Here is a 23,242-nt window from a genome sequence, read left to right on the forward strand (position 1 = left end):
CCCCATCCCGGCGCGACGCGCGGGCGCGCCCACGACAGCGGCGCCGCACCCGTGGGAACGGGTGCGGCGCCGCCGTGGAAACGCCTTAGCCCAGCTTGTTGAAGCGCAGCGCCATCGCCGACTTCTTGTTCGCGGCCTGGTTGGCGTGGATGACGCCCTTGCTCGCGGCCTTGTCCAGGGCGCGGCCAGCGGCGCGCATCAGGGTCTCGGCCTGGGCCTTCTCGCCCGCCTCCGCGGCCTCGCGGAACTTGCGCACCGCGGTCTTGACCGCGGACTTCACGGCCTTGTTGCGCTGGCGGCGCTTCTCGTTGGTCTTGATGCGCTTCAGCTGCGACTTGATGTTGGCCATGGCTCAGCCCTTCCTTCGCGGTGCGGTGGGTCGCGGCGCACTTGTCGATGGCTCCGAGGGCGCGAGGCCCCGGTTCTCCTCCACGGCGGAGTGCCGTACGGACGCGACGAGCCAGGTTAACAGGCTCAGCCCTGCGGCTCCGCCTTGGGTGGCCTGCCCCGGCGGGCCGGTCCGCCCGCGTCCGATGGCAGCCGCCCGGCCTCGGCCAGCGCCCGGCGCAGCAGGAACTCGATCTGGGCGTTGACGCTGCGCAGCTCGTCCCCGGCCCACCGGGCCACCGCGTCGTGGATCGCGGGGTCCAGGCGCAGGAGGATCTTCTTGCGCTCGGCCATCAGGTGTAGAGCGACCCCGTGTTCACCACCGGCTGCGCGTCGTGGTCGCTGCACAGCACCACCAGGAGGTTGGACACCATCGCCGCCTTGCGCTCCTCGTCCAGGTCGACCACGGCGTTGGCGGCCAGCTCGTCCAGGGCCAGCTGCACCATCCCGACCGCGCCCTCCACGATCCGCGCCCGCGCCGCGACGACCGCGCCCGCCTGCTGGCGGCGCAGCATCGCCATCGCGATCTCCGGGGCGTAGGCGAGGTGGGTGATGCGCGACTCGATGATCCGCACGCCCGCGGCCTCGACCCGCGCGGCGACCTCGGCCGAGAGCTTCTGGGTGATCTCGTCGGCGTTCTCCCGCAGCGAGAGGCGGTTGATGTCGCTGTGCTCGTCGTAGGGGTACGAGGTGGCGATGTGGCGCACCGCGGTCTCGGTCTGGATGCCGACGAACTCGATGAAGTCGTCCACCTCGAACACCGCCCGCGCGGTGTCCTCCACCTGCCACACCACGACCGCGGCGATCTCGATCGGGTTGCCCTCGGCGTCGTTGACCTTCATGACGGCGGTCTCGTGGTTGCGGATGCGCGTGCTGACCCGCTTGCGGGTGGTGAACGGGTTCACCCAGCGCAGCCCGTCCAGCCGCAGCGTGCCGGTGTAGCGGCCGAGGAACTGCAGCACCCGGGCCTCGTTCGGGTTGACCATCGTCAGGCCGCCGAAGGACAGCGCCGAGGCCACGACCGCCACCACGCCCAGCACGATCGTGGTGATCGCCAGCGGCCTCCCCATGGCGATGCCGCCCGCGATCCCGGCGATGCCCGCGCCGATGAGGGCGAGGCCGCCGAGGCCGAGCACGATGCCGACGACCGCGACCGGCATCCCGGCCGTGGCCAGGGCGACGCGCTCGCGCACGTGCGGTGGCGGTAGGACCGGGACGGATTCGGTGGTCATGGGCGTGCTCCTCTGCTAGCTGACGACTAGCAAAGTGATATCACATTTTTGAAGCTCAGCGCCAGCCGTACCGCTCCCGCAGCGCCGCCGCCACCAGCTCGAACCGGTCCCGGGGCAGCACCGCGCCCTCCCGCCGGATGTCGTCCTCGCCCAGCTCGAAGAGCCGGTCGAGGCGGATCCAGGACACCCGCCCGTCCCGGTCCCAGCCGCCCGAGCCCAGTTCGAGCCAGTCGTCGACGTCCAGGCGGTGCGGGGCCTTGGTGGTCAGCTGCAACGCCCGCAGCATCCGCCCGGCCCGCCCGACGACCAGCAGCGGCCGGTCCTTGCCGCGGTCGGGGTCGTCCTCGTAGGGCACCCACGCCCAGACGACCTCGCCGGGGTCGGCGTCACCGTCGAGCGCCGGGGCGTAGTCCAGGGAGTCGGGCCGGTCGGCGGTCGGCGCCTGCCAGACCGCCCCCCGCGCCGGGCGCGGGTCGTCGGAAGTCAGCATGGCGTCGGACAGTACTGGCGGGCCGGGTCCGGTAGGACGATAGACATGGAGTTCCTGAGCAGCAGGCTGGTGATCCGCCCGCTCGACCGGCAGCGGTCGCTGGCCTTCTACCGCGACACCCTCGGCCTGGCCGTGTTCCGCGAGTTCCCGGGCGGCACGGTGTTCTTCACCGGCAACGGCCACCTGGAGGTCTCCGGCCGCGGCCACGGCCCGCCGAGCCCGGACCTGGCGATCTGGCTGCAGGTGCGCGACCTCGCCGCCGCGGTGGCCGAGCTGCGGGCCAAGGGGGTGCCGATCACCAGGGAGCCGAAGCTGGAGCCGTGGGGCCTGCGCGAGTGCTGGCTGGCCGACCCGGACGGGCTCAAGATCGTGCTGGTCGAGGTGCCGCCGGACCACCCGATGCGCCTGGACAGCCGCAAGCCCTGAGTCCGTTCACCCTGCGTGTCCGGTTGACAGCGGTGCGGCATGGGGGAGCGGGGGCCGGTGCCGGATAGGGGCAGGCCGCGCCACTCATGGGACGATAGCGGCGACCCATTGACCATGCGAGGGACCTGAGTGGCTACGTTCGCGGACACGACCTTCACGGCGCCGGAGCAGATCCGCAACTTCTGCATCATCGCCCACATCGACCACGGCAAGTCGACCCTGGCCGACCGGATGCTGCAGATCACCGGCGTGGTCGAGGAGCGCGCCATGCGTGCCCAGTACCTCGACCGCATGGACATCGAGCGCGAGCGCGGCATCACGATCAAGGCCCAGAACGTGCGGCTGCCGTGGGTCGTCGACGGCGGCGAGCACGTGCTGCACATGATCGACACCCCCGGCCACGTCGACTTCACCTACGAGGTCTCGCGCGCGTTGGACGCCTGCGAGGGCGCGATCCTGCTGGTCGACGCCGCCCAGGGCATCGAGGCGCAGACGCTGGCCAACCTGTACCTGGCGCTGGACCGCGACCTGCACATCATCCCGGTGCTGAACAAGATCGACCTGCCCGCCGCCGACCCGGAGAAGTACAGCGCCGAGCTGGCCCACATCATCGGCTGCGAGCCGTCCGACGTGCTGCGGGTGTCGGCCAAGACCGGCGTGGGCGTCAAGGAGCTGCTCGACGAGGTGGTCCGCCAGGTCCCGGCCCCGGTCGGCGACGCGGACGCGCCCTCCCGGGCGATGATCTTCGACTCGGTCTACGACACCTACCGCGGCGTGGTGACCTACATCCGCGTGGTCGACGGCAAGATCACCCCCCGCGAGCGGATCAAGATGATGTCCACCGGGGCCACCCACGAGCTGCTGGAGGTCGGGATCATCTCCCCGGAGCCCAAGCCGTGCAGCGGCCTGGGCGTCGGCGAGGTGGGCTACCTCATCACCGGTGTGAAGGACGTGCGCCAGTCCAAGGTCGGCGACACCGTGACCGCCGAGCGCAAGGGCGCGACCGAGCCGCTGGCCGGGTTCCGCGAGCCCCAGCCGATGGTCTACTCCGGGCTCTACCCGGTGGACGGCTCCGACTACCCGGACCTGCGCGAGGCGCTGGACAAGCTGCAGCTCAACGACGCCGCGCTGACCTTCGAGCCGGAGACCTCGGCGGCGCTGGGCTTCGGCTTCCGCTGCGGCTTCCTCGGCCTGCTGCACCTGGAGATCACCCGCGACCGGCTGGAGCGCGAGTTCGGCCTCGACCTGATCTCCACCGCGCCCAACGTCGTCTACCGGGTGATCACCGACGACGGCAAGGAGCTGACGGTGACCAACCCGTCGGACTGGCCGGTCGGCAAGATCGCCAGCGTGTACGAGCCGGTCACCAAGTGCACGATCATCTCCCCCGGGGACTACATCGGGGCGATCATGGAGCTGTGCCAGAGCAAGCGCGGGCAGCTGCTGGGCATGGACTACCTGTCCGAGGACCGCGTCGAGCTGCGCTACACCATGCCCCTCGGCGAGATCATCTTCGATTTCTTCGACGCGCTGAAGTCGCGCACCCGCGGCTACGCCTCGCTGGACTACGAGGAGTCCGGCGAGCAGGAGGCCGAGCTGGTCAAGGTCGACATCCTGCTGCAGGGCGAGCCGGTGGACGCCTTCAGCGCGATCGTGCACCGCGAGGCCGCCTACGGCTACGGCACCCGGATGGCGACCAAGCTGCGCGAGCTGATCCCGCGCCAGCAGTTCGAGGTGCCCATCCAGGCCGCCATCGGCTCCCGGGTGATCGCCAGGGAGACGATCCGCGCCATCCGCAAGGACGTGCTCGCCAAGTGCTACGGCGGTGACATCACCCGCAAGCGCAAGCTGCTGGAGAAGCAGAAGGAAGGCAAGAAGCGGATGAAGATGGTGGGCCGCGTCGAGGTCCCCCAGGAAGCCTTCGTCGCCGCCCTCTCCACCGACGACGCCTCCTCGGCGGACAAGAAGAAGAAGTGACTGTCGGACCCCTGCGGTAGGAAGTGCGCGGGGAGGTCGGGATGGCGGATCCGCTGCCGCGGCTGCGCGAGCTGTGCCTCGCGCTGCCGGAGGTGACCGAGAAGGTGAGCCACGGCTCGCCCGCGTGGTTCGTGCGCAAGTCGTTCGCGCGCTACGTGGGCGAGCACCACGGCAGGCGGCTCGCCTTCTGGTGCGCTGCGCCGCCGGGGGTGCAGGAGGAGCTGGTGGCCGAGGACCCGGAGCGCTTCTTCCGGCCGCCCTACGTCGGGCACCGGGGCTGGCTCGGGGTGCACCTGGACGTGGCGCTCGACTGGGCCGAGGTCGCCGAGATCGTCGCCGACGCCTACCGGGCGGTCGCGCCGAAGAAGCTGGTCGCCGAGCTGGACGCCCGGCGGAACCCCTGACGATCACCGCGCGTCCAACGGGGTGCTCGAGCACGCCGACCTCGTGCTCCGCGCCGGCCGACCCACAGGGCTCCGGCCGCACTGGAGCCGGAGCGGGCAACTCGGCGAGGTCGGAGAACAGCAGGTGCGGCGCACACCCGAGGAGGCCGCGATGTGGGGATTGACCGGTCCGCAGTACTTGGCCCTGCACTGGCTCGCCGTCGGCGTGGCGGTGCTCGTGGGTGTCGCGGTGCTGCGCTGGGTCAGGTCCTCCCGGCCTGCGGCGCCGATGGGCCTGGACACCTACGGCATCGCCATGCTGGCGGGCGGGCCCAGCCGGGTCGCGCACACCGCGCTGGCCGGGCTGGTGGCCCGCGGCCAGGTGCGCGTCAGCCGCTCGGGCGCCGCGCAGCCGGTGGCGGGCGCCCGGCCCGCCGACGCGCACGAGGACACCGTCCTGCGCGAACTCAGCCGGGTTCCGGACGCGCGCAGGCTCACCGGCGGCGCCGTCGCGGCCGACCTGCAGCGCCGCATGGTCGAGGCCGGGTACCTGCGCTCGGTCGAGCGGATCCGCCGCGCCCGCAAGGCGGGCTGGCTGTTCACGATCATCCTCGTCGTGGGCATGATCCGCATGGGCACGGGCATCGCCAACGACAAGCCGGTGGTGCTGCTGGTCGTCTCGCTGGTCGCCACGGCGATCATCGGCATGGTCTTCATGGGGTTCCTCTCCAACGAGGGGCCGACCCGGCGCGGCAAGGCCGCGCTGGCGGGCGCCCGCTCCGACCGGATCGCCGCGGGCGGCGCCGTGCTGCTGTCGGTCGCCCTGCTCGGCCTGGCCGCCTACCCGGACCCCGAGGTGAGCGGCGCGTTCGCCACCAGCGGCTCCAGCGGTGACGGCGGCTCCGGCGGCGACGGGGGCGGCGGCGGTTCCTGCGGTGGCGGCGGGTGCGGTGGCTGCGGCGGGTGCGGCTGAGTCCGTACGCTGATCCCGTGTTCAGCGAGCTGGCGGTACCGATCGTCGTCGCGCCGATGGCGGGTGGCGCGAGCACCCCGGAGCTGGTCGTCGCCGCGGTCGAGGCGGGGGCGACGGCATTCCTCCCCGGCGGCTACCTCACCGCGCCCGCGCTGGCCGAGCGGATCGCCGCCGTGCGGGCGGGCACCGCGGGGCCGTTCGGGGTGAACCTCTTCGTGCCGGGCCCGCCGACGCAGGCGCTGGTGGGCGGGCACGCCGCGGCCGTGGCGGCCGAGTGCGCGCGGCTGGGGGTCGAGCCGGGCAAGCCGACCTGGGACGACGACCACTTCGCCGCCAAGGTGGACCTGCTGGTCGGGACGCCCGTGCCCGCGGTCTCCTTCACCTTCGGCCTGCCGGGCGCCGACGTGCTCGCCCGGCTGCGCGATGCCGGCAGCTACCTGATCGCCACGGTGACCACGCCCGAGGAGGGCGAGCAGGCGGCCGAGGCAGGCGTCGACGCGCTGTGCGTGCAGGGCGCGGCCGCGGGCGGGCACCGCGGCGCGTTCGCCGACGACCGCGCCCACCCCGGCGGCGGACCCCTCTACGACCTGCTGCCCGCGCTGCGGCTGCTGTCTGGGACCGGGCTGCCGCTCATCGCCGCGGGCGGGCTCATGCACGGCGGCGACGTGGCCGCCGTCCTGGCCGCGGGCGCCGTCGCCGCCCAGCTCGGCACGGCGTTCCTGCGCTGCCCCGAGGCGGGCACCGCGCCCGCCTACCGCGCCGCGCTGGCCGCGGGGGACCGGGAGACCGGGCTGACCAGGGCCTACAGCGGCCGTCCCGCGCGCGGGCTGGTCAACCGGTTCATGCGCGAGCACCCGGGGGCGCCCTCGGCGTATCCGCAGCTCAACAACCTCACCCGCCCCATGCGCGCGGCGGGGGACCCCGAAGTCATGTCACTCTGGGCTGGGCAGGGCTACCCGCTTGGCAGCGATGAGCCTGCCGCCGCTGTCATCGCCCGGCTGCATGAGCAGGCCCGGGCCGCCGCCGCGGCCCTCGCGCAGCGGCTGACCTCGGCCGACGATGTGCGGTTGGGCACAGAGCCGCATCCCGGGGACGAGCCCCGCGGTTAACCTACTATCAAGTAGGGAGGCGCGATGGGAGTGCTGGACGGCGTGCTCGCCGCCGCGGGGAACGCGGCGCAGCGGGTGCTGGGCGGGGGATTCGCCGACTTCACCCCGATGCCGCGAACGCTGGTCGACCAGGGCCGGGCCTGTCGCCTCTACCTGTACGACTCGGCGGACGCGGGCGAGCCGGTGCTGCTCGTGCCGCCGCTGGGGGTCCCGGACACCCCCTTCGACCTGCGGCGCGGGTGCAGCCTGGTCGAGCACCTGGCCCCGCGGCGGCCGACCTACCTGCTGGACTACGGCCCGATCGGGTTCGCCGAGCGCGATCTGGGCCTGGAGCACTGGGTCGACGAGGTGCTGCCCGCCGCGATCGCCGCCGTCCGCGGGCGCACCGGCCGCGCGCCGCACCTGGTCGGCTGGTGCTTCGGCGGCATCCTGTCGGTGCTGGCCGCCGCCCGGCTCGGCGTGGACGCGATCGCCTCGCTGACCGTCGTGGCGAGCCCGTTCGACTTCAGCAAGATGCCGCTGCTGATGCCGTTCCGCCCGATCGTCGCCGCGACCCGCGGGCACGCCTTCACCCCGGTCTACCGCGCGCTGGGCACGATCCCGGCCCCGCTGGTCCGCGCCGCGTTCCAGGTCTCGGCGCTGGACCGGCACCTGACCAAGCCGTTCGTGCTCGCCGCGAACCTGCGCGACCGCGACTACCTCGCCCAGGTCGAGGCCGTGGAGCGGTTCACGGCGAACATGGCCGCCTACCCCGGCCGCACGGTCGGCCAGATCTACCACCAGTTCTACCGCGCCAACGCCCTGGCGCGCGGCGCGGTCGAGGTCGGGGGCACCCGCATCGACCTGAGCGCCGCCAAGCAGCGCACGCTCCTCATCGCGGGCCGCTCCGACACCATCGCCCCCCGGCGCGCGGTGGCCCACCTGGCGACCGTGCTCACCGACGCCGAGGTCGACTTCGTCACCGCCACCGGCGGCCACCTCGGCGTGCTGACCGGCCGGGCGGCCAGGCACGAGACCTGGCCGCTCATCGACCGGCACCTCGGCGGCTGAGGGCGGCTGAGGGCGTCAGCCGCCCTGCCTCAGCGGGTGAAGACGATCTTCCCGGCGGTCTCGCCCGCCTGCATGGCCTCGAAGCCGGTGCGGGCGTCGGCCAGCGGGAGCTGCGCGCCGATGCGGGGGCGGATGCCCGCGGTGGCGCAGAAGGCGAGCAGGTCGGCCAGTTCGTCGCGGGTGCCCATGGTCGAGCCGATCACCCGCAGCTGGAGGAAGAAGAGGCGCTGGAGGTCGGCGCTGGGGTCGGGGCCGCTGGTGGAGCCCGACACCACGATGACGCCGCCGGGCTTGAGCGCCCGCATGGAGTGCGACCAGGTGGCCTTGCCGACGGTCTCGAACACCCCGTCGACCTTCTCCGGCAGGCGGGCCCCGGACTCGAAGACCGCGTGCGCGCCCAGCTCGGCGGCCAGGGCGCGCTTGGCCTCGGTGCGGCCGGTGACCCACACCCGCAGGCCCGCGGCGCGGCCCAGCTCGATCAGCGCCGTCGACACCCCGCCGGAGGCGCCCTGCACCAGCATCGTCTGGCCGGGGCGCAGGCCGGACTTGACGAACAGCATCCGGTAGGCGGTCAGCCAGGCCGTCCCCATGCACGCGGCCTCGCCGAACGACAGGTCCGCAGGCTTGGGCAGGACGTTGCGCGCGGGCACCACGACCCGCTCGGCGAAGGTGCCCTGGTGCAGCTCGGTCAGCAGCGTGCGCTTGGGGTCCAGGGTCTCGTCGCCGGTCCACGCCGGGTCGCCGATCACCGGGTGGATGACCACCTCGGTGCCGTCGGCCAGCGTGCCCGCGCCGTCGCAGCCCAGGATCATCGGGAAGCGCTCGGCCTTGATGCCGACGCCCTTGAGCGTCCACAGGTCGTGCATGTTGAGGCTGGCGGCGCGCACGTCCACCTCGACCCAGCCGTCGGGGGCCACCGGGTCCGGGCGCTCGCCCGAGGTCAGCGCGGCCAGCGGGTCGTCCGGGTTGGGCTCTGCGGCATACACGGCGAACATGACCAGCAACATAGCCAGGCGCAGGTCCGCCCGCCCCGCGGAAGTGGCCGAGGTCTACTCTCGGGTATGTGCAGGGTTTGACCGATTGGTGGGACGACGTCGAGCTGTGGCTGGCGACCACGCCGTTCGCCCTGCAGTTCACCCTCGTCATGGCCGTGCTGCTGCCGCTGTGCCTGGGGCTGGCCTGGCTGATCGACCGGGCGGTCGACTACACCTCGGCGCGCTTCGGCTCCCGGCACGAGCCGCCGATCGACGCGGAGTAGCCCGGATGGTCCCCCGCAGGCGCATCACCCTGGCCCTGGTCGCCCTCGTCGCGCTGGTCCTCGGCGGCTGGCTGGTCCGCGACCTCAGCAGCGACGCCGGGCTGCCGACCGCGGCGCTGTCGGAGCTGCCCGCCGAGGTCGCCCAGACCTGGGCGCTGATCGAGCGGGGCGGCCCGTTCCCGTACCCCGACCGCGACGGCTCGACCTTCGGCAACCGCGAGGGCCTGCTGCCCGAGCGGGAGAGCGGCTACTACAAGGAGTACACCGTGCCCACCCCGGGCAGCCCCGACCGCGGGGCCCGCAGGCTGGTGACCGGCTCGGCCGACGAGGTGTACTACTCCGCCGACCACTACGAGTCCTTCGTCGCCGTGGACACCTCCCGATGACCGAGCACACCCTCGACGGCACGGCCGTGCGCAGCAAGCTCGACTTCTACGAGGCCGTGGCCGCGGCGCTGCGCTTCCCCGACTGGTTCGGCCACAACCTCGACGCCCTCTACGACTGCCTGACCGACCTGTCCTGGCTGCCCGAGGGCGACCACGTGCTGGTGTGGACCCGCCCCGACGTGCTCGCCGCCGCCGACCCCGCGGGCTTCCGCGCCATCCAGTCGGTCCTCTCCGACGCGGTCGCCGACTTCGCAGGCCGCGGGCGGTCGCTGTCGGTCATGCTGGTCGAGCCCTAGCCCTTGCGCGCCCGGATCTCCGCGGTGGCGCGGTGGAAGGCCGGGGTCGCCCGGGTGAAGTAGTCGACCAGCACCGCGAGCTGCTCCGGGGTGAAGCTGGCGAACACCGCGCCCAGGTGCTCGCGCGCGCTGCCGACGATCTCGTCCACGTCCAGGCTCCCGGGCACCAGCTCGACCACGACCCGCCGCCGGTCCTCGGGGTCGGTGACCCGCCTGACGTGCCCGCCCCGGGCGAGCCGGTCGACCATCCGCGTGGCCGCCCCGGTCGTGAGCCCGGTGCGCTCGGCCAGCTCGCCCGCGGTCAGCCTGCCGCCCGCGAGGTCGAGCACGCTGAGGGCGTACCAGTCCGTCGTGGGCAGCCCGGCAGCCGCGGCGGCGGCCTGGGCGTTGAGCCCGACGGCGTCCATGTAGCGGCGGAACACCTGGTGCAGCTCGGGGGGTGGCATCGCGCTCGGCTCCTGGGATATTGTTGCATGCATGCAGATACTGCATGTGTGCAGTATCTGTCCCATTCTACCGAGGGGAGCGGGTCATGGACCGGACCGCCGAGATCGAGCAGGTCATGCGGGAGCTGGCGCAGGCGTGGGAGCGCCAGGACGCCGACGCCTTCGCCGACCTGTTCACCGCCGACGCCACCTACGTCACCTGGGTCGGCACGCTCTACGTGGGCAGGCGCGACATCGCCGAGTCGCACCGGACCCTGTGGGCGAAGTTCCTCAAGGGCACCGCGCTGAGCGGCAGGACGCACAGCATCCGCTTCCACGGGGACAACACCGCGACCGTGGTCGGCTACGGCGACGTCCACAAGCGCACCCCCAAGGCCAGGCTGACCAAGGTGCAGACGTACACCCTGGTCCGGGAGGGCGACGGGCGGTGGCGCATCGCGGCGTTCCACAACACCAAGGCCAAGCCGCTGGCCGAGGCGGTCTCCTTCCGGTTCGCCCCGGGGACCAAACCCGAGCGCCTGCGCTAGTTAGGGTGCGGAGCATGGCTGATGAGTTGGTGCACTACGAGGTCGCCCGCGGCGTTGCCCGGATCACGCTGGACTCCCCGCACAACCGCAACGCCCTCTCCGCGCAGCTGCGCCGGGAGCTGCGGGCCCACCTCGGCGCCGCGGTCGACGACGACGCGGTGCGGGTGATCGTGCTCGACCACACCGGCCCGGTGTTCTGCGCGGGCATGGACCTCAAGGAGGCGGGCGGGGCCTCGGCCGCCGACCAGGGCGTCAACGAGTTCCCGGCGATCCTGGAGCAGATCTGGACCAGCCCCAAGCCGATCGTGGCCAAGCTGGCCGGACCGGCCCGCGCTGGCGGGGTGGGGATCGTCGCCGCCGCCGACATCGCCGTGGCCGCCGCGGACGCCACCTTCGCCTTCACCGAGGTCCGCATCGGCGTCGTCCCGGCGATCATCTCGGTGACCGTGCTGCCGCGGCTGCTGCCCCGGGCCGCGCACGAGCTGTTCCTCACCGGGGAGAAGTTCGACGCCGCCCGCGCCGTGCAGATCGGGCTGATCAACTCGGCCGTGCCCGCCGAGCAGCTCGACGCCGAGGTGGACCGCTACACCGGCATGCTCGCCCTCGGCGGGCCCAAGGCGCTCTCGGCCACCAAGGCCATCCTGCGCCGGGAGCGCCCGTCGGACATGTCCAGCGAGTTCGCCGAGATGCTGGCGCTGTCGGCCCGCTTCTTCGCCAGCGAGGAGGGGCAGGAGGGGATCAGCGCCTTCGCCCAGAAGCGGCCCGCCCGGTGGGTCCCCACCGACTGACCAGCTCGGGGTCGGCCGCGGCGATGCGCTCGCGCATGGGTGTGCGGGCCAGCGCCGCGGTCACCTCGTCGATCAGCGCGCTCAGCGGGGTCGACAGCTCCTCCTCCAGCTCCCGGGCCGCCCGGGCGGTGGCCGCCCACTCCGCGTGGAGCACGGGCAGCAGCCGCTCGGCGGCCGGGGTCAGCCGCACGATCCGCTGCCGGGCGTCCCTGCCGGGTTCCAGCGCGACCAGCTCGTCCTTGACCATCTGCGCCACCGTCTGGCTGGCCGCCGAGTGCGTGACCCCGACGGCCTCGGCCAGCTCCTTGATCGAGCGCGGGCCCGCGTCGAGGGTCCGCAGGTAGGCGGTGTAGCGCGGGCGGAACCAGGTGAGGCCGAGGTCGTCGTAGACCGACGCCACGCTGGTTTCCAGATGCTCAACCAGATGGCGCAGCCGCGTGCCCAAGAACTCGATGGTCGTCACCGCCTCAGTGTAACAGTGCTAATATAACAGCACTGTTGGAAAGGGGACGTCATGCTGGACCTGCACCCGCCCGTCGAGCCGCACGACTCGGGGATGCTCGACGTAGGTGACGGGAATCAGATCTACTGGGAGGCCGTCGGCAACCCCGATGGCAAGCCGCTGGTGTACCTGCACGGCGGGCCGGGCTCGGGCTGCTCGGTGAACCAACGCCGGTGGTTCGACCCGGAGAAGTACCGCGCCATCCTGTTCGACCAGCGCAATTGCGGCCGCAGCACGCCCAACGCCGCGGACCCCGCGGTCGACCTGTCGGCCAACACCACGCAGAACCTGATCGCGGACATCGAGAAGCTGCGCGAGCACCTGGGGATCGAGCGCTGGCTGGTCAGCGGCGCGTCGTGGGGGTCGACGCTGGCGCTGGCCTACGCCCAGGCGCACCCGGACCGGGTGACCGAGATGGTCATCATCGACGTCACGGTCACCCGCCGATCGGACACCGACTGGCTCTACCGGGGCGTGCGCCGCTTCTTCCCGGAGGAGTGGCAGCGGTTCCACTCGCTGGTCTCGCACGTGCCTGCCGACGCCCCCATCGAGGAGATCCTCGGCGCGTACAACGCCCTGGTCCGCGACCCCGACCCCGAGGTCCGCGAGCGCGCCGCGGCCGAGTGGCTGCGCTGGGAGGACGCGGTGATCTCCTTGGAGGTCAACGGGAACCCCGGCTCCTACAGCCAGCGGTTGAACCAGAACCAGGTCTGCTTCGTGCGCATCTGCGCGCACTACTTCAGCCAGGGCGCCTTCCTCGACGAGGGCGTGCTGCTGCGCGAGGCGGGGAAGCTGGCGGGCATCCCCGCGGTGCTGATCCACGGCAGGCACGACCTCGGCGGGCCGCTGGAGGTGGCGTGGGACCTGGCCAAGGCGTGGCCGGACGCCCGGCTGGAGATCATCGAGGACGCGGGCCACACCGGCAGCCCCGCCATGCGCGACGCCTTCCTGCGCGCCTACCGGGACTTCGCGTGACCCCTGTCGAGAGCGGCCTGCTCGACGTCGGCGACGGCGACCGCGTCTACTGGGAGGTGGTCGGCAACCCGGACGGCAAGCCCGCGGTGTGGGCCCACGGCGGGCCGGGCGGCGGCTGCACGGACAAGCACCGCCGCTGGTTCGACTCCGACAAGTACCGGACCGTCCTGTTCGACCAGCGCAACTGCGGGCGCAGCACCCCGCACGCCGCCGACCCCGGCGTGGACCTGTCGGCCAACACCACGCAGAACCTCGTCGCCGACATGGAGAAGCTGCGCGAGCACCTGGGGATCGAGCGCTGGCTGGTCAGCGGCGGCTCCTGGGGCGCGACGCTGGCGCTGGCCTACGCCCAGGCGCACCCGGACCGGGTGACCGAGATGGTGCTCATCGACGTCACCACCACCCGCCGCCGGGAGATCGAGTGGCTGTACCACGGCGTCGGCCGCTACTTCCCCGACGCGCGGGAGCGGTTCTGCGCGGTCGCCCCCGGCGCGCCCGTGGCCGAGGTGCTGGCCGCCTACGACCGGCTGATGGCCGACCCGGCGACCCAGCGCGACGCGGCGGCGGAATGGCTGCGGTGGGAGGACACCGTGCTCTCCCTGGAGCCGAACGCGGCGCCGGTCGAGCACCCGCTCGACGCCGACGAGCTGTGCTTCACCCGCCTGTGCGCGCACTACTTCTCCCGCGGGGCGTTCCTCAACGAAGGGGTCCTGCTGCGGGAGGCGGGGAAGCTGGCGGGCATCCCGGGCGTGCTGATCCACGGCAGGCACGACCTCAGCAGTCCACTGGAGACCGCGTGGGAGCTGGCGCGGTCCTGGCCGGACGCGACGCTGGCGGTCATCGAGGACTCCGGGCACAACGCGAGCCCGGCGATGCGGGCGCGGCTGCTGCGGGCCTTCGACGAGTTCGCCTGACGCCGCGGGGAGGTCCCGCGCGGGCGCCGGGCCGCCCGCGCGGGACCTCGGGTGGGATCACGCGATGGTGGTCGTGGTGATCACCGGGTTGGGGTTGGGGTAGCACCGGGTCGGGACGTTGATGTTGCCCAGGAACGACGACACGACGGCGGTGAAGGTGAGGCCCGGGTCGCTGTAGCTCGTCCCGTGCAGCTTCGTCTGGATGGTCCCGGACTGCCCCGCGGTGAGCCGGGCGGTCACCGTCGGCAGCTCGAAGCCCGCGCCGCCGTTGATCGGGCCGCTGGCGGTGATGGTGACGACCCCGCCGCTGACCGAGATGGCCGTGGTGCCCACATTGGACCCACCGGACAGCGATGCGGACACGTAGGTCGAGTTCGCCGGGATCGGCACCTTCAGGGCCAGCGTCTGCACCCGGCGCACGGTGTAGCCGTTGACCGACGTCGGGATGGTGTTGGGCGCGGGGTCGATCACGATGCTGAACGCCGCGCCCGGTGCGACGGTCGCCGGGGCGGTGACCTCGGCGTTCTGCGCGAAGGTGAAGTCCTCCGGGCCGAGCGGGGTCGAGCCCTGGCAGGCGAAGTTCACCGCGGCGGGCACGGCCGCCGCGGTCGGGGTGAACGCGACCAGCGCCGCGGCGGCCACAGCCAGGCCGGACAGGGTGCGACGGGGTATGGGCTTCATCGTCGAATACCTCGGATCGCTTGGGGGACAAGGGCGCCGCGGCAGGACTGATGGTTACTTCCGAGTAGACGGCTGGTCAAGGAGCGCCCCGGCGGGCCGGTACCCGGGTGCCCGGCCACCGGGGACGCACCGTTGCGGTGATCTTGCTCCGGCTGGGCCACGCCGGTGATCGGGTGGGCATCGGCCGGGCAGCCGGGTCGCCCGCCCGGCCCAGCCCCGTCGACGCGCAGCGGCGGCGGCGGCTCCGCCCGGGTGGTTATGTGTTACCCCCGTTTACCCCAACGTCGCGGCCCGCGCGGCGGCCTCGGCGGCGCGGTAGCGCTCGACCACCAGCTCGGCCACCTCGACCGCGTTGCCCATCGGCGGCGCGATCCGGGCGCGCGGGTCCGCCGCGAGCGCCTGGGCGGCCACCCGGTCCGGCAGCAGGCCCGGGGCCAGGAACCAGGACGCCACCGCGATCCTGCGCGCCCCCCGCGCGCGCAGGACCGCGATCGCCGCGGGCACGTCCGGCGGCGCCGCCGAGGCGAAGGCGGGTGCCACGCCTGCCCAGCCCAGGGTGCGCGCCCACCGCGCGGCCACCTCGGCCACGCGCGCGTTCGCCGGGGCGTGCGACGACCCGATCGCCGCCAGCACCACGCCGAGGCCGCCGTCGCCCGGCTCCACCCCGACGTCGGCCAGCCTGCGCAGCGCCGCCGCCTCCAGCAGCGGGGCCGGGCCGAGCACGTCGGCGACCGACACCGCCAGGCCCGGGTAGGCCGCGGCGGCCTCGGCCAGCAGCGCGGGCAGGTCGACGCGGGCGTGGAAGGCCCGGCCCAGCAGCAGCGGGGCCACCACGGCCCGCCGGTGGCCGTCGCGGCGCAGCGCGCCGAGCACATCGATCAGCCGGGGCGTCGACAGGTCCAGGAACGCGCCCCGGACGTCGAGGCCGGGCGTGCGCGAGCGCACCACGTCCAGCAGGTCGGCGACCGCGGCGGCCGAGCGCGGGTCGCGGCTGCCGTGCGCGACGGCGACCAGCGGGATCACAGCGCCCCCAGCCCGCGCGAGCGCAGCACCGCCCGCTCCAGCGGCCGGAACACCAGCAGCTCGATGCCCACGCCGACGAAGAAGATCAGCAGGATGCCCGCGATGACCATGGACATGTCCGACAGCGCCATCGCGTTGTGCAGGTACTGCCCCAGGCCGAAGCCCAGCGCGGGCGAGGTGGCGATCAGCTCGGCGGCCATCAGCGACCGCCACGAGAACGCCCAGCCCTGCTTGAGCCCCGCCAGGTAGCCCGGCAGCGCCGCGGGCAGCAGGATGTGCCGGGCGGTGTCGAAGCGGCCCGCCCCCAGCACCTTGCCCACCCGCGGCAGGATCGGCGGGATCTGGTCGATGCCCGCGACCAGGCCGTTGGCGATCGACGGCACCGCGCCCAGCAGCACCACGGTGTAGATCGCGGCGTCGTTGAGCCCGAACCAGAGCACCGCGGCGGGCACCCAGGCCACCGACGGCAGCGACTGCAGCCCGGAGATCAGCGGCCCGATCGCCGCGCGCACCAGCGGCACCTTGGCCAGCAGCAGGCCCAGCGGGGTGGCCACGGCCAGCGAGATCAGGAACCCGATCACCGCCCGGTGCACCGACACCCACAGGAACTCCCACACCTCGCCGGTGCCGACGATCCTGGCGATCTGCCGCCAGACGTCCAGCGGCGCGGGCAGCTGGTACTCCGGCCAGTACGCCCGCGACCAGAGGAACTGCCACACCGCGACGACCAGCGCGAGCGCGATCACCGGGGCCAGCACCGAACGCAGCAGCTTGCGCTGGCGGCCCGCGGCGACCGGGGTGTCCAGCGCGTCGAGACCCGCGCCGACGGAGTCCGCTGGCGCGGTGGCGGTCTCAGGCCGCGGCATGGCTGCTGATCACCTCGCGCAGGCGGCCGTTGATCTCCTCGGCCAGCTCGGCCTCGTGCGCGCCCGCGACCGCCCACTCCTGCACGACCCGGCCGGGCTTGGACGACAGCAGCACCACGCGCTGGCCCAGCCGCACGGCCTCGCGCACGTCGTGGGTCACGAACACGACCGCGGTCCCCGTCGCCTCCCACACGCGCAGCAGCTCGCCCTGCAGGACGTCGCGGGTGATGGCGTCCAGCGCGGAGAACGGCTCGTCCATCAGCAGCAGCGACGACGCCTCGCCGTTGTTGCCCTGCAGGGCCGAGGCCAGCGCGCGGGCCAGCGCCACCCGCTGGCGCATGCCGCCGGACAGCTCGTGCGGGCGCTTGTCGCCCGCCCCGCCCAGGCGCACCAGGTCCAGCAGCTCCAGCGTCCGCGCCCGGCGCTCGGTGCGCTTGACCCCCGCCAGCCGCAGCGGCAGCTCCACGTTGCGGGCCGCGGTCAGCCACGGCATCAGCGCGGCCTCCTGGAACATCACCGCGGGGCGGGTGGTGGTCAGCTCGATCTCGCCGCTGCTGGGCCGGTCCAGCCCGGCGATCATGTTCAGCACGGTCGTCTTGCCGCAGCCGGACGCGCCGAGCAGGCAGACGAACTCCCCGGGCGCCACCGCCAGATCGATGCCGTCCAGCGCGGTGACCGCGCGCGGGCCGTGCCCGAACACCTTGCGGACCCCGCTCATGCGGACGATGGCGTCGATCTCGGTGGCCGCGGGAGTGGCCGCGAGCGTGGCGGTCATGGGTGCTCCAGGTCACTAGTGCCCACGGCCGGTCGGCCCAGGGCGGCGAGTTCGGTGTTCAGGGCGGTCAGGTCGACGAAGCCGGCCAGGTCGACCGGGCGCAGCGCGATGCCCGCGGTCACCGCGTCGCGGGCCAGCTCCGGGAAGGCGGCGGCGACCGGGTCGTGGTCGAGCCGGATGCCCTGGAAGGCCCGCTCGATCACCGGCTCGCGCAGCGGCTTGCCGACCAGCTCGCCGAGCTGGCGGTTGACCGCGGCGCGCGCCTGCTCCGGGTGCTGGGCGGCCCAGTCCTCGGCGGCCAGCAGGCCCCGGATCAGGGCGCGCACGGTCTGCGGGTGCTCGGCGAGGAACCGGGTGCGCACCAGCAGCACGGTGGTCGGGAACCGGCCGCCGGGCCACAGCTCGGCCTCGTCGAGCAGCACCCGCGCGCCCGCGTCCAGCACCAGCCGCGACGCCCAGGGCTCGGGCAGCCACGCGGCCTGCACCTCGCCCTTGCCGAACGCGGCGAAGGTCTGCGCCGGGTCGCGGTTGGTGACCTCGACCCGGCCTGCCAGCCCGGTCTCCACCAGCCAGGACTTCAGCGCGATGTCCTGGGTGTTCCCCAGCGCCGGGGTGACCACGACGCGGCCGGCGAGGTCGTCGGGGGAGTCGATGTCCGGGGTGGTGACCAGCTGCGCCCCGCCCGAGGTCGCCCCGGCGACCAGGCGCACGGCCCGGCCGTCGGACTTGGCGAAGGCGTTGAGCGCGGGGCCCGAGCCGATGAAGCCCGCGTCCAGGGACCCGCCGAGGAACGCCGAGACCTCGGTGGCCCCGTCGGTGAACTTCGTCGGCACCACGGTGGTCCCGCCCAGCTCGCGGGCGAAGAAGCCCTGGTCGAGCCCGATGAGCGCGGACGCATGCGTGACGTTGGGGAAGAAGCCCAGCCGCAGCTCCGCGGCGGGTCCGCGGTCGGGCACCGGGCCGCGCTCCCACGCCTCGGTGCGCTGGACCCGGGTGCACCCGGAGACCAGCAGCACCACGGCGACGACGGCGGCCAGCGTCCGCATCACGGCCCCGCGGCGACCAGGCTCGCGCCGACCAGGCCTGCGGCCAGGGTCGTGCCGTCGGCGGGGTCGATGACCAGGAACGCGCCCGTGCGGCGGACCGCGGCGTAGTCGTCCAGCGGCAGCGGCTCGGCCGTGCGCAGCCGCACCCGGCCGATATCGTTGAGCTCCAGCGCCTCCGGGGCGTCCACGGTGGACAGCGTCTGCTCGTCGAACCGCGCCGCCAGCTCCCCGACGAGCGCCTGGACCGTGCGCGTGCCGTGCTTGACCAGCACCCGCGCGTTGGGCCGCAGCGGCTTGTCGCCCAGCCACGCCAGCGTCGCGTCGAACTCCTCGGTGACCTGCGGCGCCGCGGCGGCCGGGGCGATCAGGTCGCCGCGGGTGATGTCGATGTCGTCGGCCAGCAGCAGCGTCACCGACTGGCCCGCCACCGCCTCGGGCAGCTCGCCGTCGGGGGTGTCGATGCGGGTGACGGTGGTGCGGCGGCCCGCGGGCAGCACGACGACCTCGTCGCCGGGGCGCACGGTGCCCGCCGCGACCTGGCCTGCGTAGCCGCGGTAGTCCGGGTGGGCCGCGGTGTTGGTGCGCACGACGTACTGCACCGGGAAGCGGAACGGCGCGTCGTGCGGGTCGGGCTCGACCGGCACCGTCTCCAGGTGCTCCAGCAGCGTCGGCCCGGCGTACCAGCCGGTGTTGGCCGAGCGCTCCACCACGTTGTCGCCCACCAGCGCCGAGACCGGGATGGTGCGCACCGCGCCCGGGGCGTAGCCCAGGGCCTGGGCGTGGGACTCGAACTCCTTGGCGATGACGGCGAAGGTCTCCTCGTCGTAGTCCACGAGGTCGATCTTGTTGACCGCCAGCACCAGCCGCGGCACGCCCAGCAGCGCCAGCACCGCGGCGTGGCGGCGGGTCTGCTCCACCACGCCCTTGCGGGCGTCGACGAGCAGGATGGCCAGTTGCGCGGTGGACGCACCCGTCACCGTGTTGCGGGTGTACTGCACGTGCCCGGGGGTGTCGGCGAGCACGAACGTGCGCGCCGGGGTGGCGAAGTAGCGGTAGGCCACGTCGATGGTGATGCCCTGCTCGCGTTCCGAGCGCAGGCCGTCGACCAGCAGGGACAGGTCCGGGGTGGACAGGCCCTTGTCGACGCTGGCGCGGTGCACCGCGTCGAGCTGGTCGGCCAGCACCGACTTGGTGTCGTAGAGCAGCCGCCCGACCAGCGTCGACTTGCCGTCGTCGACGCTGCCCGCCGTGGCCAGCCTGAGCAGGTCCGACATCAGAAGTAGCCCTCCCGCTTGCGGTCTTCCATGGCGGCCTCGGACAGCCGGTCGTCGGCGCGGGTCGCGCCGCGCTCGGTGAGCCTGCTCGCCGACACCTCGGCGATCACCGCGGCGATGTCGGCCGCGTCGGACTCCACCGCGCCCGTGCACGAGCCGTCGCCGACGGTGCGGTAGCGGACGGTCTTGGTCACCAGCTCCTCGCCGTCGGCCGGGCCGAACCAGGGGCCGGGGGTCAGCCACATGCCGTCGCGCTGGAACACCTGGCGCCGGTGGGCGAAGTAGATCTGCGGCAGGTCGATGCGCTCGCGCTCGATGTAGCGCCAGACGTCCAGCTCGGTCCAGTTCGACAGCGGGAACACCCGCACGTGCTCGCCGGGCTTGTGCCTGCCGTTGTAGAGGTTCCACAGCTCCGGGCGCTGGCGGCGCGGCTCCCACTGGCCGAAGGCGTTGCGCAGGCTGAAGATCCGCTCCTTGGCCCGGGCCCGCTCCTCGTCGCGGCGGCCGCCGCCGAAGACCGCGTCGAACTTGTTGGCCGTGATCGCGTCGAGCAGCGGCACGGTCTGCAGCGGGTTGCGGGTGCCGTCGGCGCGCTCGGCCAGGCGGCCGTCGTCGATGTAGTCCTGCACGCTGGCCACGTGCAGCCGCAGGCCGTAGCGCTCGACGGTGCGGTCGCGGAACTCGATGACCTCGTCGAGGTTGTGCCCGGTGTCCACGTGCAGCAGCGGGAACGGCACCGGGGCAGGCCAGAACGCCTTGACCGCCAGGTGCAGCAGGACGGTGGAGTCCTTGCCGCCGGAGAACAGGATGACCGGCCGGTCGAACTCGCCCGCGACCTCGCGGAAGATGTGCACCGCCTCGGACTCCAGCCGGTCGAGGGCGTCCAATCGGATGTCGGTGAGTGTCATGTCTCCCTACCCGTGCAGTCCGCACTCGGTCTTGGCCTGGCCCGCCCACCGGCCGCTGCGCGCGTCCTGCCCGGGCAGCGGCTTGCTGGTGCACGGCGCGCACCCGATGGACAGGTACCCCGCGCCGACCAGCGGGTTCTCCAAGATCCCCTTCTCGGCGATGTAGGCGTTGAACTCCTCGTCGGTCCACGGCGCGATCGGGTTGACCTTGACCAGCCCGTTGCGCTCGTCCCACTGGACGATCGGGGTGGTGGCCCGCGTCGGCGCGTCGACCCGGCGCACGCCGGTGACCCAGGCGTCGTAGTCCTTCAGGGTCCGCTGCAGCGGCACGACCTTGCGCAGGTGGCAGCACCGGCTCGGGTCGGTCTTGTTGAGCAGGCCGAACTGGGCCTCCTGCTCGGCCACCGACTGCTCGGCCTCGGCGGTGACGATGCGCGCCTGCGGGTAGACCACCTCCACCGCGTCGCGCACGCCGATCGTCTCGGCGAAGTGGTAGCCGGTCTCCAGGAACAGGATGTCGATGTCCTTCTTGGCCTGGTAGGCCAGGTCGATCAGCACCGCGTCCTGCATGTTCGAGGCCACGATGAACCGGTCGCCGAAGGTCTCGGCGGTCCACGCCAGCGCCTCGGCCGCCGTCGCGTCGGCCAGCTCGTGCTGGGCCTTCTCGGCCAGCACCCGCAGATCGGTCATGCGTCCACCCCCGCAGTCGCGCCGCCGAGCAGCAGCCCGGCGAACTTCACCGTGAACACCCGCCTGCAGCCCCAGCACGCCCAGGAACCGGGCGGCTCGTCGTGCGGCCGCAGATCCTCCTCCCCGCAGAACGGGCAGTGGTAGGGCACCGCCCGCTCGGTCATCGCAGGTTCGCCTCGTCGGTCCTGGCCACCCACTGGGCGAAGCGCTCGTCGGCGGCGCGCTCGGCGACGAAGGCGCGCACCACCCGCTCGACGTAGGCCGCCAGCTCGCTGGCGACGACCTTGTGCCCGCGCAGCTTCTTGCCGAAGCCCGCGTCCAGGCCGAGCCCGCCGCCGAGGTGCACCTGGAAGCCCTCGACCTGGTTGCCGTGGTCGTCGGTGACGATCTGGCCCTTGAGCCCGATGTCGGCGGTCTGGATGCGGGCGCAGGAGTTCGGGCAGCCGTTGATGTGGACGGTGATCGGCGCGGTGATGCCGTCGGTGATGTCCTTGAGCCGGTGCTCCAGCTCGGCTACCAGGTCGTGCGCGCGGGCCTTGGTCTCGACGATGGCCAGCTTGCAGAACTCGATGCCGGTGCAGGCCAGCACCCCGCGCCGCCACGGCGACGGGTCCACCTGCAGGCCGAGCGCGGCCAGGTCGGCGCGCAGGCCGTCCACCTCGGCCTCGGGCACGTCCAGCACGACCAGCTTCTGCTGCGGGGTGAACCGCACCCGCCGCGAGCCCGCCCGCTCCGCGGCGGCGGCGACCTCGACCAGGATCGAGCCGGAGACCCGGCCCGCGATCGGGGCCGCGCCGACGTAGAAGTTGCCGTCCTTCTGCCGGTGCACGCCCACGTGGTCGACCGGCACCGCGGGGATCTCCGGCGCGGGGCCGTCGATCAGCTTGCGGCCGAGGTACTCCTCCTCCATCACCTCGCGGAACTTGGCCGCGCCCCAGTCCTTGACCAGGAACTTGATGCGGGCGCGGTTGCGCAGGCGGCGGTAGCCGTAGTCGCGGAAGACGCTGATCACCGCGCCGAAGACGTCGGGCACCTCGGCCAGCGGCACCCACGCGCCCAGGCGCTGGCCCAGCATCGGGTTGGTCGACAGACCGCCGCCGACCCACACGTCGAAGCCCGGGCCGTGCTCGGGGTGCACCACGCCGACGAAGGCGACGTCGTGGATCTCGTGGGCGACGTCCGGCAGGCCGGAGATCGCCGTCTTGAACTTGCGCGGCAGGTTGGCGAAGTCGGGGTTGCCGATGAACCGCTCGCGGATCTCCTCGATGGCCGGGGTGCCGTCGATGACCTCGTCCTGGGCGATCCCGGCGACCGGGGAGCCGAGGATGACGCGCGGGGAGTCGCCGCACGCCTCCATCGTGGTCATGCCCGCGCCTTCGAGGCGGCGCCAGATCTCGGGCATGTCCTCGATGCGGATCCAGTGGTACTGGATGTTCTGCCGGTCGGTGATGTCGGCGGTGTCGCGGGCGTAGGTCGTGGACAGCTCGCCGATGACCCGCAGCTGCTCGGTGCTGACCGCGCCGCCGTCCAGGCGCACGCGCAGCATGAAGTACTCGTCGTCGAGCTCCTCGGGCTCCAGCGTCGCGGTGCGGCCGCCGTCGATGCCGGGCCTGCGCTGGGTGTAGAGGCCGTACCAGCGGAACCGGCCGCGCAGGTCACCCGGGTCGATGCTGGCGAAGCCGCCGAGGGCGTAGATGCCCTCGATGCGCGCCCGGACGTTGAGCGGGTTGTCGTCCTTCTTGGACCGCTCGTTCGGATTCAGCGGCTCGCGGTAGCCGAGCGCCCATTGGCCCTCGCCACGGCGCGCGCGCTTGGCGGGCGAGGGTGTTGTGGTGGGAGACACCGGTTAGTCCTCCGGGT

At 73.2% G+C, this 23,242-nt stretch carries 30 protein-coding genes; 13 read left to right on the top strand and 17 right to left on the bottom strand.

Annotated features, from left to right (window positions below):
* Window positions 1–85: 85 nt before the first annotated feature.
* The 4 genes from rpsT to ACWEPX_RS14150 form a co-directional block, all read right to left on the bottom strand.
* Window positions 86–349, bottom strand: a complete 264-nt coding sequence (rpsT, locus tag ACWEPX_RS14135) for a 30S ribosomal protein S20 (RefSeq protein WP_451897556.1) — start codon at window positions 347–349, stop codon at window positions 86–88.
* 125 nt (window positions 350–474) lie between these two features.
* The gene (locus ACWEPX_RS14140; protein WP_451897557.1) at window positions 475–681 is read right to left on the bottom strand and encodes a hypothetical protein; all 207 of its coding nucleotides are present in this window, start codon (window positions 679–681) and stop codon (window positions 475–477) included.
* Entirely contained in the window at window positions 681–1,619 is a 939-nt protein-coding gene (locus tag ACWEPX_RS14145; protein WP_451897558.1) for an SPFH domain-containing protein, read from the bottom strand. The genes ACWEPX_RS14140 and ACWEPX_RS14145 overlap by 1 nt, the downstream gene beginning before the upstream one ends.
* A gap of 55 nt (window positions 1,620–1,674) precedes the next feature.
* Window positions 1,675–2,109: a type II toxin-antitoxin system PemK/MazF family toxin gene (locus ACWEPX_RS14150; RefSeq protein WP_451897559.1), complete on the bottom strand. Its 435-nt coding sequence runs from the start codon at window positions 2,107–2,109 to the stop codon at window positions 1,675–1,677.
* 45 nt (window positions 2,110–2,154) lie between these two features.
* Between ACWEPX_RS14150 and ACWEPX_RS14155 the strand changes: the two genes are divergently transcribed.
* The 6 genes from ACWEPX_RS14155 (at window position 2,155) to ACWEPX_RS14180 (ending at window position 8,027) form a co-directional block, all read left to right on the top strand.
* Entirely contained in the window at window positions 2,155–2,535 is a 381-nt protein-coding gene (locus ACWEPX_RS14155) for a VOC family protein (RefSeq protein ID WP_451897560.1), read from the top strand.
* A 129-nt stretch (window positions 2,536–2,664) separates the two neighbouring features.
* Window positions 2,665–4,512: a translation elongation factor 4 gene (gene lepA, locus ACWEPX_RS14160; RefSeq protein WP_451897561.1), complete on the top strand. Its 1,848-nt coding sequence runs from the start codon at window positions 2,665–2,667 to the stop codon at window positions 4,510–4,512.
* A gap of 41 nt (window positions 4,513–4,553) precedes the next feature.
* Window positions 4,554–4,916 (top strand): MmcQ/YjbR family DNA-binding protein, encoded by a 363-nt coding sequence (locus tag ACWEPX_RS14165; RefSeq protein WP_451897562.1) that lies wholly within the window; start codon window positions 4,554–4,556, stop codon window positions 4,914–4,916.
* 151 nt (window positions 4,917–5,067) lie between these two features.
* Window positions 5,068–5,868 (top strand): TIGR04222 domain-containing membrane protein, encoded by an 801-nt coding sequence (locus ACWEPX_RS14170; protein WP_451897563.1) that lies wholly within the window; start codon window positions 5,068–5,070, stop codon window positions 5,866–5,868.
* 17 nt (window positions 5,869–5,885) lie between these two features.
* Window positions 5,886–6,977, top strand: a complete 1,092-nt coding sequence (locus ACWEPX_RS14175; protein ID WP_451897564.1) for an NAD(P)H-dependent flavin oxidoreductase — start codon at window positions 5,886–5,888, stop codon at window positions 6,975–6,977.
* Between the two features lie 24 nt (window positions 6,978–7,001).
* Entirely contained in the window at window positions 7,002–8,027 is a 1,026-nt protein-coding gene (locus tag ACWEPX_RS14180; protein WP_451897565.1) for an alpha/beta fold hydrolase, read from the top strand.
* A 29-nt stretch (window positions 8,028–8,056) separates the two neighbouring features.
* Here ACWEPX_RS14180 and ACWEPX_RS14185 read toward each other — a convergent pair whose 3' ends face one another.
* A complete protein-coding gene (locus ACWEPX_RS14185; protein ID WP_451897566.1) occupies window positions 8,057–9,022 on the bottom strand; it encodes a zinc-binding dehydrogenase in 966 nt (321 codons plus the stop codon).
* A gap of 68 nt (window positions 9,023–9,090) precedes the next feature.
* Between ACWEPX_RS14185 and ACWEPX_RS14190 the strand changes: the two genes are divergently transcribed.
* The 3 genes from ACWEPX_RS14190 to ACWEPX_RS14200 are packed head-to-tail and all read left to right on the top strand — an operon-like array spanning window position 9,091 to window position 9,967.
* The gene (locus ACWEPX_RS14190; RefSeq protein WP_451897567.1) at window positions 9,091–9,285 is read left to right on the top strand and encodes a hypothetical protein; all 195 of its coding nucleotides are present in this window, start codon (window positions 9,091–9,093) and stop codon (window positions 9,283–9,285) included.
* 5 nt (window positions 9,286–9,290) lie between these two features.
* On the top strand, window positions 9,291–9,671 hold the full coding sequence (locus tag ACWEPX_RS14195) for a ribonuclease domain-containing protein (protein WP_451897568.1): 381 nt from the start codon (window positions 9,291–9,293) through the stop codon (window positions 9,669–9,671).
* On the top strand, window positions 9,668–9,967 hold the full coding sequence (locus tag ACWEPX_RS14200) for a barstar family protein (RefSeq protein ID WP_451897569.1): 300 nt from the start codon (window positions 9,668–9,670) through the stop codon (window positions 9,965–9,967). The genes ACWEPX_RS14195 and ACWEPX_RS14200 overlap by 4 nt, the downstream gene beginning before the upstream one ends.
* On the opposite strand, the gene ACWEPX_RS14205 is transcribed toward ACWEPX_RS14200, so the two are convergent.
* Complete coding sequence (locus ACWEPX_RS14205) at window positions 9,964–10,413, bottom strand: MarR family winged helix-turn-helix transcriptional regulator (protein WP_451897570.1); 450 nt, start codon at window positions 10,411–10,413, stop codon at window positions 9,964–9,966. The two genes, ACWEPX_RS14200 and ACWEPX_RS14205, sit on opposite strands and share 4 nt — an antisense overlap.
* Window positions 10,414–10,499: 86 nt before the next feature.
* On the opposite strand from ACWEPX_RS14205, the gene ACWEPX_RS14210 reads away from it, so the two are divergent.
* Both ACWEPX_RS14210 and ACWEPX_RS14215 read left to right on the top strand, forming a co-directional pair.
* A complete protein-coding gene (locus ACWEPX_RS14210; RefSeq protein ID WP_451897571.1) occupies window positions 10,500–10,940 on the top strand; it encodes an SgcJ/EcaC family oxidoreductase in 441 nt (146 codons plus the stop codon).
* Between the two features lie 14 nt (window positions 10,941–10,954).
* A complete protein-coding gene (locus tag ACWEPX_RS14215) occupies window positions 10,955–11,728 on the top strand; it encodes an enoyl-CoA hydratase family protein (RefSeq protein WP_451897572.1) in 774 nt (257 codons plus the stop codon).
* On the opposite strand, the gene ACWEPX_RS14220 is transcribed toward ACWEPX_RS14215, so the two are convergent.
* Complete coding sequence (locus tag ACWEPX_RS14220; protein ID WP_451897573.1) at window positions 11,679–12,191, bottom strand: MarR family winged helix-turn-helix transcriptional regulator; 513 nt, start codon at window positions 12,189–12,191, stop codon at window positions 11,679–11,681. The two genes, ACWEPX_RS14215 and ACWEPX_RS14220, sit on opposite strands and share 50 nt — an antisense overlap.
* A gap of 51 nt (window positions 12,192–12,242) precedes the next feature.
* Between ACWEPX_RS14220 and pip (ACWEPX_RS14225) the strand changes: the two genes are divergently transcribed.
* Complete coding sequence (gene pip, locus ACWEPX_RS14225) at window positions 12,243–13,205, top strand: prolyl aminopeptidase (RefSeq protein ID WP_451897574.1); 963 nt, start codon at window positions 12,243–12,245, stop codon at window positions 13,203–13,205.
* On the top strand, window positions 13,202–14,119 hold the full coding sequence (gene pip / locus ACWEPX_RS14230) for a prolyl aminopeptidase (RefSeq protein WP_451897575.1): 918 nt from the start codon (window positions 13,202–13,204) through the stop codon (window positions 14,117–14,119). The genes pip (ACWEPX_RS14225) and pip (ACWEPX_RS14230) overlap by 4 nt, the downstream gene beginning before the upstream one ends.
* Window positions 14,120–14,176: 57 nt before the next feature.
* On the opposite strand, the gene ACWEPX_RS14235 is transcribed toward pip (ACWEPX_RS14230), so the two are convergent.
* The 10 genes from ACWEPX_RS14235 to ACWEPX_RS14280 form a co-directional block, all read right to left on the bottom strand.
* Window positions 14,177–14,800, bottom strand: a complete 624-nt coding sequence (locus ACWEPX_RS14235; RefSeq protein WP_451897576.1) for a cyclase — start codon at window positions 14,798–14,800, stop codon at window positions 14,177–14,179.
* 273 nt (window positions 14,801–15,073) lie between these two features.
* A complete protein-coding gene (locus ACWEPX_RS14240) occupies window positions 15,074–15,820 on the bottom strand; it encodes a sirohydrochlorin chelatase (protein WP_451897799.1) in 747 nt (248 codons plus the stop codon).
* Complete coding sequence (locus ACWEPX_RS14245; protein ID WP_451897577.1) at window positions 15,820–16,689, bottom strand: ABC transporter permease; 870 nt, start codon at window positions 16,687–16,689, stop codon at window positions 15,820–15,822. Before ACWEPX_RS14245 ends, ACWEPX_RS14240 begins: the two co-directional genes overlap by 1 nt.
* Window positions 16,676–17,464 carry an ABC transporter ATP-binding protein gene (locus ACWEPX_RS14250; RefSeq protein WP_451897578.1) on the bottom strand — a complete coding sequence of 263 codons (789 nt, stop codon included), beginning with the start codon at window positions 17,462–17,464 and terminating at the stop codon, window positions 16,676–16,678. The genes ACWEPX_RS14245 and ACWEPX_RS14250 overlap by 14 nt, the downstream gene beginning before the upstream one ends.
* A complete protein-coding gene (locus tag ACWEPX_RS14255; protein WP_451897579.1) occupies window positions 17,461–18,510 on the bottom strand; it encodes an ABC transporter substrate-binding protein in 1,050 nt (349 codons plus the stop codon). The genes ACWEPX_RS14250 and ACWEPX_RS14255 overlap by 4 nt, the downstream gene beginning before the upstream one ends.
* On the bottom strand, window positions 18,510–19,784 hold the full coding sequence (locus ACWEPX_RS14260; protein ID WP_451897580.1) for a sulfate adenylyltransferase subunit 1: 1,275 nt from the start codon (window positions 19,782–19,784) through the stop codon (window positions 18,510–18,512). Before ACWEPX_RS14260 ends, ACWEPX_RS14255 begins: the two co-directional genes overlap by 1 nt.
* Window positions 19,784–20,692, bottom strand: coding sequence for a sulfate adenylyltransferase subunit CysD (gene cysD, locus ACWEPX_RS14265; RefSeq protein WP_451897581.1), 909 nt, complete (start codon window positions 20,690–20,692; stop codon window positions 19,784–19,786). The genes ACWEPX_RS14260 and cysD overlap by 1 nt, the downstream gene beginning before the upstream one ends.
* Before the next feature lie 6 nt (window positions 20,693–20,698).
* Entirely contained in the window at window positions 20,699–21,382 is a 684-nt protein-coding gene (locus ACWEPX_RS14270; RefSeq protein ID WP_451897582.1) for a phosphoadenylyl-sulfate reductase, read from the bottom strand.
* A complete protein-coding gene (locus ACWEPX_RS14275; protein ID WP_451897583.1) occupies window positions 21,379–21,546 on the bottom strand; it encodes an Insertion element protein in 168 nt (55 codons plus the stop codon). Before ACWEPX_RS14275 ends, ACWEPX_RS14270 begins: the two co-directional genes overlap by 4 nt.
* Window positions 21,543–23,225 (bottom strand): nitrite/sulfite reductase, encoded by a 1,683-nt coding sequence (locus tag ACWEPX_RS14280; protein WP_451897584.1) that lies wholly within the window; start codon window positions 23,223–23,225, stop codon window positions 21,543–21,545. Before ACWEPX_RS14280 ends, ACWEPX_RS14275 begins: the two co-directional genes overlap by 4 nt.
* Window positions 23,226–23,242 lie beyond the last annotated feature (17 nt).

The sequence above is a fragment of the Actinokineospora sp. NPDC004072 genome, assembly GCF_053604195.1.

Excerpts from the sequence above, each read along its gene's own strand:
- rpsT (WP_451897556.1), bottom strand. The coding sequence starts at position 349 with ATGGCCAACATCAAGTCGCAGCTGAAGCGCATCAAGACCAACGAGAAG.
- ACWEPX_RS14140 (WP_451897557.1), bottom strand. The coding sequence starts at position 681 with ATGGCCGAGCGCAAGAAGATCCTCCTGCGCCTGGACCCCGCGATCCAC.
- ACWEPX_RS14145 (WP_451897558.1), bottom strand. The coding sequence starts at position 1,619 with ATGACCACCGAATCCGTCCCGGTCCTACCGCCACCGCACGTGCGCGAG.
- ACWEPX_RS14150 (WP_451897559.1), bottom strand. The coding sequence starts at position 2,109 with ATGCTGACTTCCGACGACCCGCGCCCGGCGCGGGGGGCGGTCTGGCAG.
- ACWEPX_RS14155 (WP_451897560.1), top strand. The coding sequence starts at position 2,155 with ATGGAGTTCCTGAGCAGCAGGCTGGTGATCCGCCCGCTCGACCGGCAG.
- ACWEPX_RS14165 (WP_451897562.1), top strand. The coding sequence starts at position 4,554 with ATGGCGGATCCGCTGCCGCGGCTGCGCGAGCTGTGCCTCGCGCTGCCG.
- ACWEPX_RS14170 (WP_451897563.1), top strand. The coding sequence starts at position 5,068 with ATGTGGGGATTGACCGGTCCGCAGTACTTGGCCCTGCACTGGCTCGCC.
- ACWEPX_RS14180 (WP_451897565.1), top strand. The coding sequence starts at position 7,002 with ATGGGAGTGCTGGACGGCGTGCTCGCCGCCGCGGGGAACGCGGCGCAG.
- ACWEPX_RS14185 (WP_451897566.1), bottom strand. The coding sequence starts at position 9,022 with ATGTTCGCCGTGTATGCCGCAGAGCCCAACCCGGACGACCCGCTGGCC.
- ACWEPX_RS14195 (WP_451897568.1), top strand. The coding sequence starts at position 9,291 with ATGGTCCCCCGCAGGCGCATCACCCTGGCCCTGGTCGCCCTCGTCGCG.
- ACWEPX_RS14200 (WP_451897569.1), top strand. The coding sequence starts at position 9,668 with ATGACCGAGCACACCCTCGACGGCACGGCCGTGCGCAGCAAGCTCGAC.
- ACWEPX_RS14205 (WP_451897570.1), bottom strand. The coding sequence starts at position 10,413 with ATGCCACCCCCCGAGCTGCACCAGGTGTTCCGCCGCTACATGGACGCC.
- ACWEPX_RS14210 (WP_451897571.1), top strand. The coding sequence starts at position 10,500 with ATGGACCGGACCGCCGAGATCGAGCAGGTCATGCGGGAGCTGGCGCAG.
- ACWEPX_RS14215 (WP_451897572.1), top strand. The coding sequence starts at position 10,955 with ATGGCTGATGAGTTGGTGCACTACGAGGTCGCCCGCGGCGTTGCCCGG.
- pip (WP_451897574.1), top strand. The coding sequence starts at position 12,243 with ATGCTGGACCTGCACCCGCCCGTCGAGCCGCACGACTCGGGGATGCTC.
- ACWEPX_RS14235 (WP_451897576.1), bottom strand. The coding sequence starts at position 14,800 with ATGAAGCCCATACCCCGTCGCACCCTGTCCGGCCTGGCTGTGGCCGCC.
- ACWEPX_RS14245 (WP_451897577.1), bottom strand. The coding sequence starts at position 16,689 with ATGCCGCGGCCTGAGACCGCCACCGCGCCAGCGGACTCCGTCGGCGCG.
- ACWEPX_RS14250 (WP_451897578.1), bottom strand. The coding sequence starts at position 17,464 with ATGACCGCCACGCTCGCGGCCACTCCCGCGGCCACCGAGATCGACGCC.
- ACWEPX_RS14255 (WP_451897579.1), bottom strand. The coding sequence starts at position 18,510 with ATGCGGACGCTGGCCGCCGTCGTCGCCGTGGTGCTGCTGGTCTCCGGG.
- ACWEPX_RS14260 (WP_451897580.1), bottom strand. The coding sequence starts at position 19,784 with ATGTCGGACCTGCTCAGGCTGGCCACGGCGGGCAGCGTCGACGACGGC.
- cysD (WP_451897581.1), bottom strand. The coding sequence starts at position 20,692 with ATGACACTCACCGACATCCGATTGGACGCCCTCGACCGGCTGGAGTCC.
- ACWEPX_RS14270 (WP_451897582.1), bottom strand. The coding sequence starts at position 21,382 with ATGACCGATCTGCGGGTGCTGGCCGAGAAGGCCCAGCACGAGCTGGCC.
- ACWEPX_RS14275 (WP_451897583.1), bottom strand. The coding sequence starts at position 21,546 with ATGACCGAGCGGGCGGTGCCCTACCACTGCCCGTTCTGCGGGGAGGAG.